We start from the raw sequence: 14,200 nt of genomic DNA, 5'->3' as shown, positions 1-14,200 counted from the left end.
TTGCCTCCTTAGACAATTGGTAACTGATCATTTCGCAATTGAATTTTTTTTAGTTGGGTTGCTTGTTCCGTAGTGAATTGGCTGGAACGCAGAAATTCAGGAGCGGATGATAAATCAACCGACTCACCTTGCTGGGTTAAAGTTGTCAGGAGTTGTTGTTTGACTTTCGGGATGGTGATGGTTGGTAAGCCAAGTGCCGCTAAAGTCGTCATCGTTGTTTTGTCGACGGTTGGGAATTGCCAACGATCCTGGGTGTAGGCGCCACTCTGAGTGTAGAAGTCTGCCACTGTTTGGCTTCGGAAATCCTGATTGCCACTGACGCTCATATACAACATTAACACCAAGGCATTCGGCGTTCGCCGCTGGGCAATTCCAGCAAACTTTAGATCGTCGACGCTCAAGTCAAATTTCCCGGGACAGTATGAATGAACAATTTCATAGGTTTTGATTGGAAGACTTGGCCAACACAGCTGAATTAATCCAGCGATTTCTTCATAGGCTTCATCAACCGAATAAGTGGTTCGGGCCAACGGGATAAATAACGAAATATTCAAGACGTCAGGATCACTGACCACAGCCAAGCCACCGGAATTTCTCAGAAAATAATCAAAATGATTGCTTTTTAACGATTTGAGTCCCAAACTCAGCTTTGGTAAGTGACGATCATTAATGCCCAAGATGAGAGTGGGCTGTTCGGTTGTCCAAAAATGAAGAAAGGGCCGCTGAAATTTATCACAAATTTCAAGTAGGGCATTCGTGTCTGCAAAGCTTGTTAACTTCTCTTCACTTGAATATGTTTGATTAATCACGGTGATTGGAACGTTTGCAAGCTTCATCTCATGTCCTCCATTCAAAATAGCAACTTAATTAATTATAACAGAATCCGCTACCAATATTGAATAAGATCCGTTAAAGGCTTGCAGCCAAACTGATCATTTAAAGATAAAATGGGTGCTAAATTCGGGTTGAGGTTATATAATGTATTAGTTAGGCAAGTAGTAGAGTTAAAGAAGGTGTATTATGGATAATTTGGCAACTGGCGTTCCAGTTCAAATTCATTTAGAGACGAATATTGTGCAAAGTGGCGAGGAATCGAACTTTGTCTTTGATGTCACTGGTCAACTTGTTCAAGTTGGGACCAGCATCTACATTAGATACACTGAGGACGCTGAAGAAGGACCGGTACCAGTCACCATTAAGATCATGGATAACGGTGACATCAAATTAACCCGTTCGGCCACTAACCGTTTGCAATTGTTATTCAGTCAGGGTAAACGGGTTGCTGCGCGTTATCGGACACCCTATGGACTTTTGGACGTTCAGACAGTAACATCTGCGTTGGATGCAGAAATCCTGGATCAACCATTGCGTGGTAAAGTTGGAATTGATTATTTACTATATGCTGGTAATGAACTGTTGGGCAAATACAATATTCGATTGCAATTTACAATTTAATCGAGTATAGTAATTTTTAGACTGTTGTTAGACTGTTGAAAGGACGTGTACCAGTTTGGAATTAGAAGTCTTTAAAGGCCAAAACAAAAACGAACTATCGATGATTGAAGTAGCTCACGCAATCTTAGCAAAACACGGTGACACAATGCCATTTGTGGATTTAGCTAATGAGGTGCAGTCATACTTGGGCGATAGTAACAAAGAGATCCGTGATCGTTTGTCACAATTTTATACAGATCTCAACATTGATGGTAGCTTTATTTCACTTGGTGACAATCTTTGGGGACTACGAACATGGTACCCATACGAATCAATTGATGAAGCGACTGTCCACGCTGAAGAGGATGAAGATCGACCGAAGCGCAAAAAGCGTCGGAAGGTTAATGCCTTCCTTGCTGATGCTTCTGACGATGATGACGTCATTGATTACGATGACGACGACCCAGAAGATCAAGACGATGACGATTTCGTAGAAGACGACGATGGCACCGACGATGACGATAGCAGTGAAGATCTCGGTAAGTACAATAAGGATCTGGCAGACATCGACGACAGTACCGATGATGCTAGTGATGAGGACTTACCAGATGGCATCGAGGGTCAGCTGAATGAATTGAATGATGACGATGATGATGATTCGTTCGGTGATGATGGTGACGACGATGATTACAATTCAAAAGATAATCAATAATTCTTGACTAATTTCCAAAAAGTATGTATTATATTTTTTGGGCTCCTTGAGTTTTCAAGGACATCTGAACGATGATTAATTGTTCCCTATTCACTTATGGATAGGGATTTTTTTATTTGTGATTCCCCGTTGAACTAGTAAGAGGAGAGGATTATATAATGACCAAATATATTTTTGTAACTGGTGGCGTTGTTTCTTCCTTAGGAAAAGGGATTGTTGCAGCTTCACTAGGTCGATTGTTAAAAAATCGCGGATTAAACGTCACAATTCAAAAATTCGATCCATACATTAACGTCGACCCTGGTACGATGAACCCTTACCAACATGGTGAAGTTTTCGTTACCGATGATGGAACCGAAACTGATCTTGATCTTGGCCATTATGAACGATTTATCGACAATAACCTCAATAAGTATTCAAACGTGACGACCGGTAAAATTTATGATGAAGTTTTACGTAAGGAACGTCATGGAGATTATCTTGGCGCAACCGTTCAAGTGATTCCTCACATCACGGGAATGATTAAAGAAAAAATTATGCGGGCCGCCAAAGTGACTGATGCAGAAATTGTGATCACTGAAATTGGTGGAACTGTTGGTGATATTGAAGGGCTGCCATTTTTGGAAGCCATTCGTCAAATGAAGACGGAGGTTGGTGACGAAAACGTCTTTTATGTTCATACAACCTTGATTCCATACTTGCGGGCAGCTGGTGAAATGAAGACAAAGCCAACTCAGCATAGTGTGAAGGAATTGCGCAGTCTGGGAATTCAGCCAAACTTACTGGTTGTCCGTTCGGAAAAGCCAATTACTGATTCGATGCGTAAGAAGATTTCTTTGTTCTGTGACGTTAAGCCACAGGCGGTTGTTGAATCTTTAGATGTGCCAACTCTCTACACGATTCCGCTGAACTTGCAGAAGCAGGGAATGGACCAACAGATTTTGGAACATTTCGGAATTGAGAAGCCAGCTGCCGACATGTCTGACTGGCGTGAATTAGAGCAGCATGTACAGCATTTGAAGCGAACGATCCATATTACCCTGGTAGGTAAGTATGTTGGCCTTCACGACGCTTACATTTCCGTTGCCGAGGCATTGAAGCATGCTGGTTACCGAGTAGATGCAGACATTGATTTGGAAATGTTGGATTCCGAAAAGATTAACGATGACAATGTTGAAGAATTACTCTCATCAGCCGATGGTATTATTGTTCCCGGCGGTTTCGGTGATCGTGGGATTGAAGGCATGATTACTGCGATTCGCTATGCTCGGGAGAAAGACGTGCCATATCTCGGTGTCTGTTTGGGGATGCAAATGGCTTGCGTTGAATTTGCCCGCGATGTTCTTGGGTACAAAGATGCCAATTCAACTGAAATGAATCCGAGAACCAAACATAATGTGATCGATTTGATGGCCGACCAAGAGGACGTTCATGATATGGGTGGGACTCAACGATTGGGTGCTTATCCATGTAAGTTGAAGCCAGGTACAGTGGCTGCCAAAGCTTATGATAATGCCGACGTGATTTCAGAACGCCATCGTCACCGTTATGAGTTTAACAATGCTTATCGTGAGGCAATGGAGAAAAATGGCATGGTGATTTCAGGAACATCACCTGACAATCATTTGGTTGAAGTTGTTGAAATTCCTGCAAACAAGTTCTTCGTTGGTTCTCAATATCATCCAGAATTCATTTCTCGACCAAACCGGCCAGAAGGATTATTCAAGGACTTTGTGGCAGCAGCCAACGACGTTTATCTTGAGAAAAATAAGTAATAAGTCCATTTTTGGGCAAGGGGTTGGGGCGTAATGCCCTGACCCTTTTTCGTAAAGTGCGGGTGTTCAAAGAGAATGGCTTTGGCTTCTTTGATTTAATCCATGAACACCACACACTATCATTGTGTTTCCTGTCACACATTGTATAATTCAACTAAAGGGATTGTATTTTGCAAGCTTTTTCTTTAAGATGTTTCATAGCATTAAAAATGTTCGATTGTAAAAGTGAGGAAAGTTTGATGACTAAATTAATAATAAATGGCGGGAATCGTCTTTCTGGTGAGGTGTCCATTGGCGGTGCTAAGAACAGCACAGTTGCGCTTATTCCGGCCGCCATTTTAGCCGACACACCAGTTAAATTCGATTCGGTTCCAGACATTTTAGATGTTCACAATTTAATGTTGATTTTAAAATCAATGAATGTATCGTCTCAATTTAAGGGCGATGTTTTGTCAATTGATCCGACAAATATTGTCGAAGCACCGCTCCCAAGTAAGGCGATTAAGAGCTTGCGAGCTTCTTACTATTTCATGGGTGCATTGTTGGGGCGTTTTCAACGTGCAACGGTCAGCTTTCCTGGTGGCGATAATATTGGCCCGCGACCGATTGACCAGCATATTAAGGCCTTTAAGGCACTGGGGGCTGAGGTGAGCGATCATGATGGGACTGTGACCATTCAAACGGGTCCAAATGGTCTGCATGGTGCGCAGGTCTTTTTAGATGTGGTTTCTGTTGGAGCAACCATTAATACAATTCTTGCATCTGTTAAAGCACCGGGGACGACGGTGATTGGTAACGCTGCTAAAGAACCGGAAATCATTGATATTGCGACATTTTTAAATAACATGGGCGCAAATATCAGAGGTGCCGGTACCGATGTCATTCGAATTGAAGGGGTGCCAACCCTCCAAGCTCGTAACACCCACACAATTATTCCTGATCGAATTGAAGCTGGTACATATCTTTCCTTGGCCGCAGCAGTTGGGGATGGTGTTTTGATTACGAATATTATTCCAGAACATTTGGAAGCATTTGTGGCAAAATTGGAGGAAATGGGTTGTGATTTAACAGTTTATGAAGACAGCATCTATGTTGGACCTTCACACGACCTGAAGCCGATTCAAGTTAAAGTGATGCCATTTCCGGGATTTGCGACTGATTTGCAGCAGCCGGTGACCCCACTATTATTTAAGGCGAGTGGCAGGAGTATCATCATCGATACCATTTATCCTAAGCGAATCAAGCACATTCACGAACTTAACAAATTAGGCGGTCATATCAAATCAGAAGATACTGATGAGGGTGTAATCGTTGTGGATCCTTCGCCACACTTGACGGGAGCCCACGTTGATGCTGGTGAAATTCGCGCTGGTGCATCATTGGTTATTGCTGGTCTCATGGCAAATGGCACAACTGAAATCTCCCACGCCGAGTACATCTTGCGGGGATATGGGAGTATAGTCGATAAATTGACGTCAATCGGTGCAGATGTCAAACTGGAAGTTGAAGAAAAAGTTTAGGCGAAAGGTTATTGAAACCCGAATTATTTTATGATAAACTAACAAGGTTGACTAATCGATAATCTCTGGGTCATCAGATTGATTCAGGGCAAAGGAGCGATATATTATGAAAAAAGGAATTCATCCAGATTACCACCAAGTTGTATTTCAAGATTCAAGTACCGGATTCAAGTTTATGTCAGGATCAACTAAGACTTCTGACGAAACCATTGAATGGGAAGATGGCAAAACATACCCATTGATCCGGGTTGAAATTTCATCCGACTCTCACCCATTCTACACTGGTAAGCAAAAGTTTACCCAAGCAGATGGTGCTGTGGATCGTTTCAACAAGAAATACGGTCTTACAAACAACTAGACCCAAACAAAAAGGCGGGACACGTTATGTGGCCTGTCTTTTTGTTTGGGCATTTTTCCCTTGAATGTCAAAAATTAGGGAATTTTGTTTATATTTTGCGAGCTTGCCGCATTTCTCGCGTATTATGATAGACCAGTGCTAAATTGATTACCACTAGAATTGCAGTTGAAAGAAAAACGCCAAAATAATCAAAAGACGTTGCAACAACTGAGCCAATCATTGGACCGGCAACGTTGCCCATCGCTTGAAACGACTGGTTCCAACTGAATACCCGACCAGTCACTTGAGGAGGGGTGTTTTTGGCTAAAATGGCTTGCACGGCAGGTAACATTGCGGCGTTGGCAACACCAATGATAAAGCGTAGACCAATCAGCTGCCAAACATTGGTGACAAAGGCCATTGGGACATAAACACTAATTGCTAAAACAAATCCGATGATTAGAATTCGATCGGTTCCAATCCGGTCACCGACTCTCCCTAACAAAGGAGCAGCAAACAGTGTCGCAATTCCTGGAACCGCGGCGACAATTCCGCTGTAAAAGGTTGTGGCCGAGCTGTTATCCATGATTTGCCGAACATATAATGATAAAATTGGTACAATAGAATTGTTTGCAGCCTGAATGATCATGGTCGTGACAAACATGCCAAACACTAATTTGGCATTTGATAATTCGCCCACAACCCCGCGAGTGTTAAGCATTTCTGATTTTGCGGTTGGTTTGAAGTCTTCTTTTACAAAAATGGTTGTGACCAGGAATACCATTACAAATAAGAATCCCGTGATGAAAAAGGTGACCCGGTGCTAAAAATGGAAGCAAGGGTTCCACCTAATAGGGGACCAAAAAGTGCGCCGGAAACATTTCCAGTAACTAACATGCCTAGCGCTTGGCCACTACGTCTCTTCGGGACTTGGGTGGCAATTAGGGCATTCGCATTACTGATATAACCTGAGAACACGCCTTGAAGCAGTCGAAGACCAATTAATTGCCAGACGTTTATCACGAGGCCCATGAAGATGAAGACAATGGCCATTCCTGCAGATGCTCTAATCAGCATCAACTTTCGACCGGTTCGGTCAGCCAGCTTCCCCCAGAATGGAGAAGCCAACGCGGTTACAAAGTAGCTGGCTGCAAATGCCAAGCCACTGTACAAACTGAGTTCATTGTGCGTAAATTTTCCCAGCGAGTCGACGTAAAGTGACAGGAATGGCATGACTTCACTGAAACCAATTCCAGCCATGAACGTGCCAAACCATAACACTCGCAGATTTCGCTGCCAAGAATTCGGTGCTAGATTATTTTCAGCCAATGAGTTGATCACTCCTATTTATCAAAATAAAGTTCGCCATTGGAGGCAAACATGAAAAAAAGTCGTTTCAAACGAATCATTATTAACCTGTTCTTTGTGCTTGTGTTTCTGATTGCACTGGTACTGATCTTTAACCGCCCCATCAAAAATGAAGTGATTAAATCGTATCAGCCCAAAGTGACCCGCCAAATGGTTGAAAAATCTGAAACCAGGCAAAAACAGCAAACCAAGCGTCATTCCAAGAATGTGAGTTATGATTTCAAAAAGGTCAAATCGCTTGATTTTGAAACAGCCTTACGTTCCAGGATGAACACCAACCGATTGGAAGTTGTCGGTGAAATTTTAGTGCCCAAGTCCTCAATCCACCTGCCAATTGGTCTTGGAGTTGCCAATACGACATTAGCTCTGGCAGCTGGGACGATGCGTCAGGATCAAAAAATGGGGCAGGGTAACTATCCATTAGCCGGCCACCATATGGTAAATCGCCATGTGTTATTTGGCCCACTGTACTTCAAAACTAAAGTTGGCGACAATATTTATCTGACTGATTTGAAAAAAGTGTACCATTACCGGGTTTACCGACGAGTTTTCATTGCTGCGACCCGGGTAGATGTGGTCAAGCAGACTAAGAAGGCAATTGTAACATTGATTACGTGTGATGCAACGGGAGCGGGGCGCTTAATGATCCGCGGTAAGCTCGTTAATCAGTACTCTTTGAGTCAAGCGACGCCAAAATTAAAACGAGCCCTTTTGAGGCCCGCCAATCATTAAAGCAAGTTCGCTTTGATGTAATCCAGCCATTTCGGCAACGACTCGGATAACTGTGCATAGGTTCGACCAAATTTATGGTCGTACCACGGATCTGGAATGTCTTTTCCCATTTCATTTGGAAGAATATCCAAGCACAGATGAATTTTAGCCTTATCACTTTCAGGAGCCATTTGCTTCAGATAGTAAATGTTCTGGCTATCCATCCCGATAATCAGGTCAGCCCACTCAAAATCTTTTGTCTCAATCGGCCGAGAAGTCATTCCGGTCCAATCGATACCATGCATTTCAAGTTCGGCTTGTGCGCCTGGATGAGGGGGATTTCCCTGTTCTTCGCTACTGATTCCCGCTGAATCAATGGCAATTTTGTCAGCAAGTCCCGCATCCTTGACCATTTTCTTAAAAATTGCTTCTGCCATTGGCGAACGGCAGATATTTCCCAGACAAACAAATAAAACGTTAGTCATTACTTTAACCTCGTCACCATTTTTATATTAACAATAATGTTACCAACTATTGAGCAAAAGGGCAAACAAATTCATTTTTGAAAGGTATTTACAGACATCTTTGTCAAAGGGTAGTACAATTAAATTAGACTTTTATATGGGGTAATGACACAATGAAGGGCAATTTTATTTTTATCAATACAAATCCGATTTCCAACATGATTCTGTCATCGGGGATTACTGCCGCTGATTTTATTAATGGATTGGACCAACTGCCAGATAATATTATTTTGTTGAACAATGATGAAGAAGATGCAAATGGGTATAATTCTCACTCTAAGTTCAATTTAATATTTGGCTCGTCTGAAATCCGGCAATACCTGCTCAAAAATCCAAGTGGGCCGAAGAAGTTCATCGATTTCGATGATGAAGATAGTGTCAATAATTTGTCACCATACGAGATCGCTGAACTCTTGTATCTTGCGCACTTTGGAACCCCGATGGGTCGCCCATTTTCTTCCAAGTTATTGAACCACTATATTTATCTCACCCAAGATGATCGGACGATTCGATCCTACTATCGACGATTTTCAGATTTCAATCATGTACTGGAAATTGCCGTCAAACGAAATCTTCGCGAAACCCATAATACATTGCGGGTATTTTTGCGGCCGTTGGCAATCAAGGACATCGATAATTCCATTCTCATTGAGCTGATTACCAAGGCCAATGATGGCTTGTTCATTCTATTTGGTTCAATTAGGGAACGAAATCGCACGTATCATATTCCAATTAGAATTTTGAAAAATCCGGATCAAGTCTCAATTATTTTAAGAACCAAGACGATTATTGAGAATACAAATTATGTTGGTGATTTGAGTTACAATTTACAAAATTCCACATGGAAGTTAGAATGGCAAGATCAAGCGGCGGGTGTTTAGCTGGTTGATTTTTTGTTATAATTGACAGTAACTATTCAAAATTGGAGCGTTAAATAATGAAAATGACAATTGGCGAAATTGCTTCAGCGATCAATGCCAAGACCGATAACTTTCCAGATAGTTCCTTAAAACAAGATGTTGAAGGTGTGTGCTTTGATAGCCGCAAGCTTGAACCCGGCCAATTATTTATCCCACTGGCCGGCGATCATGATGGCCACGACTACATAGACTCAGCGATTCATAACGGCGCAGTTGCAACGTTATGGGCTGCTGACAAAGCCGACCGGCTGCCGCTTTCAATCCCAGCATTGGTGGTTAATGATCCATTGACGGCGTTTCAAACCTTAAGCCGATATTATCTTACCAAGATCAACCCACGGGTCATTGCGATTACCGGCAGCAATGGTAAAACAACCACAAAAGACATGATCGCTGCCATCCTTTCAAGCACGTTTCATGTGACCAAGACCCACGATAATTTCAATAATGAAATCGGGGTTCCATACACAATTTTGCAGATGGAGTCCAATACGGAGTTCTTGGTGGTTGAAATGGGGATGGATCGCCCAGGTCAGCTGGATTTCCTATCAAAGTTGGTGCAGCCGGATGTCGCGATCATTACGATGATTGGCGAGGCCCATATCGAATTCTTTGGGACCCGCGCTAAGATTGCTGATGCCAAAATGGAAATCACCCACGGATTGAAATCAGACGGTTTATTCATTTATGATGGCGACGAACCATTGCTGGTGGAACGGGCCAAGGCAGTTTCGACGGCTCAGAATACGTTTGGCCGCGAATCTAATGATGATATTTACGCGACAGAAACTCAAGATAGTCAGTACAGCACATCCTTTAAAGTCAATTTATGGCCGGATATGACGTTTGAAATTCCCATGATTGGTGATTATAACGTCAATAACGCGCTGGCAGCAATGGCGGTCGGTCGGGTGTTCCAAATTTATCCATCAGTGATTCAAAAGAGTTTAACAAAATTTGATCTGACGAAGAATCGAACCCAGTGGCTGGTTGGCAAAGCAGGGGAGAAAATTCTAAGCGATGTCTATAATTCCAATCCAACTGCAGCTAAAGAAGTGCTGACGGCTTTCCAGGAAACACCAACAAAAGGCCGGCGAGTTGCGGTACTGGGTGATATGTTGGAACTTGGCAGTCAGTCAAAGCGGATGCATGCATCGTTAGCCAGCAGTATCGATCCCAGCCAAATTGCGATGGTTTATTTAGTCGGTGATGATATGGCTGCATTATATGATCGATTAAAGCCGGTATTTGCACCGGAAAATTTACATCATTATTCAGCAGATCAACTCGATAAGTTAACTGCCGATCTAACGGCCCAATTAACCGCCGATGATGAGGTTATGTTGAAGGCGAGTCATGGGCTTCATCTAGAGAATGTCGTGGATGGGTTAGTGAAGAAAGAGTAGTGCATATAATCGTCATCGAAAAACAGGTGCGCTTAGTCAAAGCCCCCGACCCAATATTTTGCAAAAGAAGTTGGAAGTTCTAAGTTTAACCGCTTTCGCCACGCCCTTTTCCCTTGCGTATTCCCTACAAACGGTGTAAACTAAAAAAGTTATTTTGTAATAAATGATTTATGGTCAGGCTAATGACCGAACATGAGAAACGGATTTTTCTCTAGTCATTGGCGGAACCTTAATTGTTTCAATAATTAGGAGGAAACATATTTGAAGTTTAGTGAATTAGGATTATCAGACCGCTTACTCTCAGCAATTTCCAGTAGTGGTTTTGAAGAAGCAACTCCCATCCAAGCAGAAACCATTCCGATGGTTCTTAAGGGTCAGGATGTTATTGGTCAGGCACAAACTGGAACGGGTAAGACGGCTGCATTTGGATTACCAATCTTGCAGAAGATTGATTTTGACAATCCCAATGTCCAAGCTCTAATTATTTCACCAACTAGAGAGCTTGCAATTCAGACCCAAGAAGAAATTTATCGACTCGGTAAAGACGAAAAGGCTCGCGTTCAGGTCGTTTATGGTGGGGCAGATATTCGCCGCCAAATCAACGCTTTAAAAGACCATCCACAGATTATTGTGGGAACTCCTGGACGACTCCTTGATCATATCCGTCGTCATACATTGAAGTTAGAGCACATTAAGACTTTGGTTCTTGATGAAGCCGACGAAATGTTAGATATGGGATTCTTAGACGATATTGAAAGTATCATCAAACAAACCCCTGAAGAGAGACAAACACTTTTGTTCTCTGCAACAATGCCTGCTCAAATTAAGCGGGTTGGGGTTCAGTTTATGAAGGATCCCCAACAAGTTAAGATTAAGGCTAAAGAATTAACTACGGACTTAATTGATCAATACTATGTTCGATTGAAAGAATACGAAAAGTTTGACACAATGACGCGTTTCTTTGACGTCCAAGATCCTGAAGTTATCCTTGTCTTCTGTCGGACAAAGCGTCGGGTTGACGAAGTATCAAAAGGATTGGAAGCGCGTGGCTATAAAGCTGCTGGACTTCATGGTGACTTAACTCAAGCTCGCCGTTCTCAGATCATGCAAGAATTTAAGCGTGGCAAAATTGATATTTTAGTTGCGACTGATGTGGCTGCTCGTGGAATTGATATTTCTGGTGTTACCCACGTTTACAACTATGATATTCCGCAGGATCCAGATAGCTATGTTCATCGGGTTGGCCGTACTGGTCGTGCCGGGAAGCATGGTGTTTCAATTACATTTGCAACACCAAATGAAATGGAATACTTACGAGAAATCGAAAAGTTAACCAAAGTGCGCATGTTGCCTTTGAAGCCACCAACAGAACAAGAAGCGTTTGTTGGTCAATTAAATTCAGCAGAATCTGACATTGCTGATTTGATTCAAAAGACGAATACTGATAAGTATCAGAAGATGGCTGACAAGCTTCTTGATGAGTACGAAGCCAGTGATTTAGTTGCTGCCTTATTAAATGATGTGACACGGGATAATGTGAAAGTTAAGATTACCCCTGAACGCCCATTATCACGGCATCATGGTGGTCATGGCCGTAATAGCCATCGCGGTGGTGGTCATTGGGGCGGTTCACGTAACAATCACCGAAATAATGATCGTAACTCAGGCCGTAACCGTAGCAGAAATGGTAGCGGTAATCGTGATCGAGATCGCAATCATGGCGGAAGCAAGAATAGCAGTAAACGTTCAAGCGGCGGTAGCAAACGGCGCTTCACAATTAAAAATTCATAATTGAATGAACTAAAGCAGTTGGAGAACCTTTCCAGCTGCTTTTTTTTAATATCAAATCGGCTGTTCACGGTGGAATCTCGTTTTAATCATGCCCTTTTTGTGGTATTATGTAGTGTAACTTTCTTGATATGTGAGGGATTTTTGATGATTGCTGGAATTGGAATTGATATTACTGAAATGGATAGAATCAAGGGTGCAGTTGAGAAAAATCATCATTTCATTAACCGGGTATTGACGGAGGCTGAAATTCAGCAATTGGATTTGTTGTCTGAAAAGCGACGTTATGAGTATATCGCTGGTCGCTTTTCTGCAAAAGAATCATATTCCAAAGCATATGGTTCCGGTCTGGGCAAAAAAGTTCGGTTTCAAGACTTAGCAATTCTCAACAATCAAGACGGTAAACCAATCGTTTATACTCATCCATTTGACGGAAATGCGTTTGTGTCGATATCTCATACCGACAGTATGGTAATAACCCAAGTTATTTTAGAGAATAGGTGATGAGGTCATGGTAGTCGGGACTTTAAGAAACGCGCAACTGGTGATTAATCAACAAGCTATATTTGAGAATGTTAATAATGCTAGGCAGCATACGGACAAGGGAACGGATCTATTTGTTGTTCTAAAGGCGAACGGATACGGCCATGGCGCAATTCAAGTAGCTAGAATCGCAGAAAAAGCCGGTGCCGCTGGTTTCTGTGTTGCCTTACTAGATGAAGCCCTTGCGCTTCGAAATGCCGGTTTCAACGAGCCAATCCTCGTATTAGGTATTACGGATCCAGAATTTGCAGCGATTGCTCGTGACTATCACATTTCGTTGACAGTCAGTTCTACGGAGTGGTTAAAATCAGCAGCAATTACTTTAGAACAAGTGCCAAGTGAAGTGCTGCTGAATGTTCACTTGGCGTTGGATACCGGAATGGGTCGACTCGGATTTCAATCCGCTGACGAACTAAAAGCAGCCATTCGGGTGTTAACGGATTTGCATGATGTGATGAATTTTGAAGGGATCTTTACGCACTTTGCGACTGCTGACAGTCTGGATAACGATTACTTTAATTATCAGTACGATAATTTCAATAAGTTGATGGCCGTTGTGGCTAAACGTCCCAAGTACGTTCATGTTGCTAATTCTGCAACTAGTTTGTGGCATAAAGCCTGTGACGGGAATATGATCCGGTTTGGGATAACGACCTATGGCTTGAACCCATCTGGAACTGATATTACTCAACTTCCTTATCAGATTCACCCAGCCTTATCATTGCAAGCTGGTTTAATTTATGTGAAGCTTGTCAAAAAGGGCCGGTCAATTGGGTATGGTGCCACTTATACTGCACAAGATGACGAATGGATTGGCACAGTGCCAGTGGGTTATGCGGATGGTATCCCTAGAAAGCTGCAGGGCTTTTCCGTTTTAGTTGATGGCCAGTGGTGCCCAATTGTTGGCCGGGTTTGCATGGATCAATTTATGATTAAGTTACCAAAGTCTTATGAATATGGAACACCAGTCACAATCATTGGTTATTCCGGCGACAAGCAAATTACTGTCGACGATGTTGCCAAGTATCTTGGGACGATCAGTTACGAAGTGATTTGTGGCTTTAGTAACCGTCTTAAGAGAAAATATGTGTAACGTTACTGTTTTCTGATGAGTTTCATGGTATATTAGAACGTGAAGTAATCTGAGATATAGGGGAAATTA

13 protein-coding genes and 1 pseudogene are annotated in these 14,200 nt (G+C 42.4%); 11 read left to right on the top strand and 3 right to left on the bottom strand.

The genetic code is table 11. From position 1 onward, the window contains the following. Nucleotides 1–8: 8 nt before the first annotated feature. Nucleotides 9–836 (bottom strand): lipoyl protein ligase domain-containing protein, encoded by an 828-nt coding sequence (locus QUF07_RS01720; protein ID WP_217162351.1) that lies wholly within the window; start codon nucleotides 834–836, stop codon nucleotides 9–11. A gap of 184 nt (nucleotides 837–1,020) precedes the next feature. On the opposite strand from QUF07_RS01720, the gene QUF07_RS01715 reads away from it, so the two are divergent. The 5 genes from QUF07_RS01715 to QUF07_RS01695 all read left to right on the top strand — a co-directional run bounded on the left by QUF07_RS01715 (nucleotide 1,021) and on the right by QUF07_RS01695 (nucleotide 5,799). After that, entirely contained in the window at nucleotides 1,021–1,455 is a 435-nt protein-coding gene (locus QUF07_RS01715; protein ID WP_217162350.1) for a YwiB family protein, read from the top strand. 55 nt (nucleotides 1,456–1,510) lie between these two features. Then, complete coding sequence (gene rpoE, locus QUF07_RS01710) at nucleotides 1,511–2,146, top strand: DNA-directed RNA polymerase subunit delta (protein WP_217162349.1); 636 nt, start codon at nucleotides 1,511–1,513, stop codon at nucleotides 2,144–2,146. 158 nt (nucleotides 2,147–2,304) lie between these two features. Beyond that, nucleotides 2,305–3,921, top strand: a complete 1,617-nt coding sequence (gene pyrG, locus QUF07_RS01705) for a CTP synthase (RefSeq protein WP_217162348.1) — start codon at nucleotides 2,305–2,307, stop codon at nucleotides 3,919–3,921. 239 nt (nucleotides 3,922–4,160) lie between these two features. Next, a complete protein-coding gene (gene murA / locus QUF07_RS01700) occupies nucleotides 4,161–5,441 on the top strand; it encodes a UDP-N-acetylglucosamine 1-carboxyvinyltransferase (protein WP_289426658.1) in 1,281 nt (426 codons plus the stop codon). Nucleotides 5,442–5,547: 106 nt separating this feature from the next. Next, nucleotides 5,548–5,799: a type B 50S ribosomal protein L31 gene (locus QUF07_RS01695; RefSeq protein WP_056981631.1), complete on the top strand. Its 252-nt coding sequence runs from the start codon at nucleotides 5,548–5,550 to the stop codon at nucleotides 5,797–5,799. 88 nt (nucleotides 5,800–5,887) lie between these two features. On the opposite strand, the pseudogene QUF07_RS01690 reads toward QUF07_RS01695, so the two are convergent. Next, nucleotides 5,888–7,119 (bottom strand): annotated as a pseudogene (locus tag QUF07_RS01690) (multidrug efflux MFS transporter). Between the two features lie 39 nt (nucleotides 7,120–7,158). Here QUF07_RS01690 and QUF07_RS01685 point away from each other — a divergent pair. After that, the gene (locus QUF07_RS01685; protein WP_217162346.1) at nucleotides 7,159–7,878 is read left to right on the top strand and encodes a class A sortase; all 720 of its coding nucleotides are present in this window, start codon (nucleotides 7,159–7,161) and stop codon (nucleotides 7,876–7,878) included. Here the strand turns inward: QUF07_RS01685 and QUF07_RS01680 are convergent. Continuing rightward, nucleotides 7,875–8,342, bottom strand: a complete 468-nt coding sequence (locus tag QUF07_RS01680; protein ID WP_217162344.1) for a low molecular weight protein-tyrosine-phosphatase — start codon at nucleotides 8,340–8,342, stop codon at nucleotides 7,875–7,877. The genes QUF07_RS01685 and QUF07_RS01680 overlap by 4 nt on opposite strands. Before the next feature lie 152 nt (nucleotides 8,343–8,494). Here QUF07_RS01680 and QUF07_RS01675 point away from each other — a divergent pair, with 152 nt between their 5' ends. From QUF07_RS01675 to alr, 5 genes are all read left to right on the top strand, one after another. Continuing rightward, the gene (locus tag QUF07_RS01675; RefSeq protein ID WP_217341569.1) at nucleotides 8,495–9,262 is read left to right on the top strand and encodes a hypothetical protein; all 768 of its coding nucleotides are present in this window, start codon (nucleotides 8,495–8,497) and stop codon (nucleotides 9,260–9,262) included. Nucleotides 9,263–9,318: 56 nt separating this feature from the next. After that, complete coding sequence (locus QUF07_RS01670; protein ID WP_289426657.1) at nucleotides 9,319–10,707, top strand: UDP-N-acetylmuramoyl-tripeptide--D-alanyl-D-alanine ligase; 1,389 nt, start codon at nucleotides 9,319–9,321, stop codon at nucleotides 10,705–10,707. Between the two features lie 261 nt (nucleotides 10,708–10,968). Continuing rightward, nucleotides 10,969–12,498 (top strand): degradosome RNA helicase CshA, encoded by a 1,530-nt coding sequence (gene cshA / locus QUF07_RS01665; protein WP_217341570.1) that lies wholly within the window; start codon nucleotides 10,969–10,971, stop codon nucleotides 12,496–12,498. A gap of 144 nt (nucleotides 12,499–12,642) precedes the next feature. Then, nucleotides 12,643–12,999 carry a holo-ACP synthase gene (acpS, locus tag QUF07_RS01660; RefSeq protein ID WP_217164386.1) on the top strand — a complete coding sequence of 119 codons (357 nt, stop codon included), beginning with the start codon at nucleotides 12,643–12,645 and terminating at the stop codon, nucleotides 12,997–12,999. 7 nt (nucleotides 13,000–13,006) lie between these two features. Further along, the gene (gene alr / locus QUF07_RS01655; RefSeq protein WP_217164384.1) at nucleotides 13,007–14,131 is read left to right on the top strand and encodes an alanine racemase; all 1,125 of its coding nucleotides are present in this window, start codon (nucleotides 13,007–13,009) and stop codon (nucleotides 14,129–14,131) included. Nucleotides 14,132–14,200: the final 69 nt, after the last annotated feature.

The sequence above is a fragment of the Lentilactobacillus sp. TOM.63 genome, from assembly GCF_030361045.1.
GTDB classification, from domain to species: domain Bacteria; phylum Bacillota; class Bacilli; order Lactobacillales; family Lactobacillaceae; genus Lentilactobacillus; species Lentilactobacillus dabitei.
Note: the sequence above shows the minus strand (reverse complement) of the source record. Positions and strands in the feature narration are given on the sequence as shown.

What these genes read in the sequence shown, in the direction of transcription:
- QUF07_RS01720 (WP_217162351.1), bottom strand. Translation starts at nt 836, where the DNA reads ATGAAGCTTGCAAACGTTCCAATCACCGTGATTAATCAAACATATTCA.
- QUF07_RS01715 (WP_217162350.1), top strand. Translation starts at nt 1,021, where the DNA reads ATGGATAATTTGGCAACTGGCGTTCCAGTTCAAATTCATTTAGAGACG.
- pyrG (WP_217162348.1), top strand. Translation starts at nt 2,305, where the DNA reads ATGACCAAATATATTTTTGTAACTGGTGGCGTTGTTTCTTCCTTAGGA.
- murA (WP_289426658.1), top strand. Translation starts at nt 4,161, where the DNA reads ATGACTAAATTAATAATAAATGGCGGGAATCGTCTTTCTGGTGAGGTG.
- QUF07_RS01695 (WP_056981631.1), top strand. Translation starts at nt 5,548, where the DNA reads ATGAAAAAAGGAATTCATCCAGATTACCACCAAGTTGTATTTCAAGAT.
- QUF07_RS01685 (WP_217162346.1), top strand. Translation starts at nt 7,159, where the DNA reads ATGAAAAAAAGTCGTTTCAAACGAATCATTATTAACCTGTTCTTTGTG.
- QUF07_RS01680 (WP_217162344.1), bottom strand. Translation starts at nt 8,342, where the DNA reads ATGACTAACGTTTTATTTGTTTGTCTGGGAAATATCTGCCGTTCGCCA.
- QUF07_RS01675 (WP_217341569.1), top strand. Translation starts at nt 8,495, where the DNA reads ATGAAGGGCAATTTTATTTTTATCAATACAAATCCGATTTCCAACATG.
- QUF07_RS01670 (WP_289426657.1), top strand. Translation starts at nt 9,319, where the DNA reads ATGAAAATGACAATTGGCGAAATTGCTTCAGCGATCAATGCCAAGACC.
- acpS (WP_217164386.1), top strand. Translation starts at nt 12,643, where the DNA reads ATGATTGCTGGAATTGGAATTGATATTACTGAAATGGATAGAATCAAG.
- alr (WP_217164384.1), top strand. Translation starts at nt 13,007, where the DNA reads ATGGTAGTCGGGACTTTAAGAAACGCGCAACTGGTGATTAATCAACAA.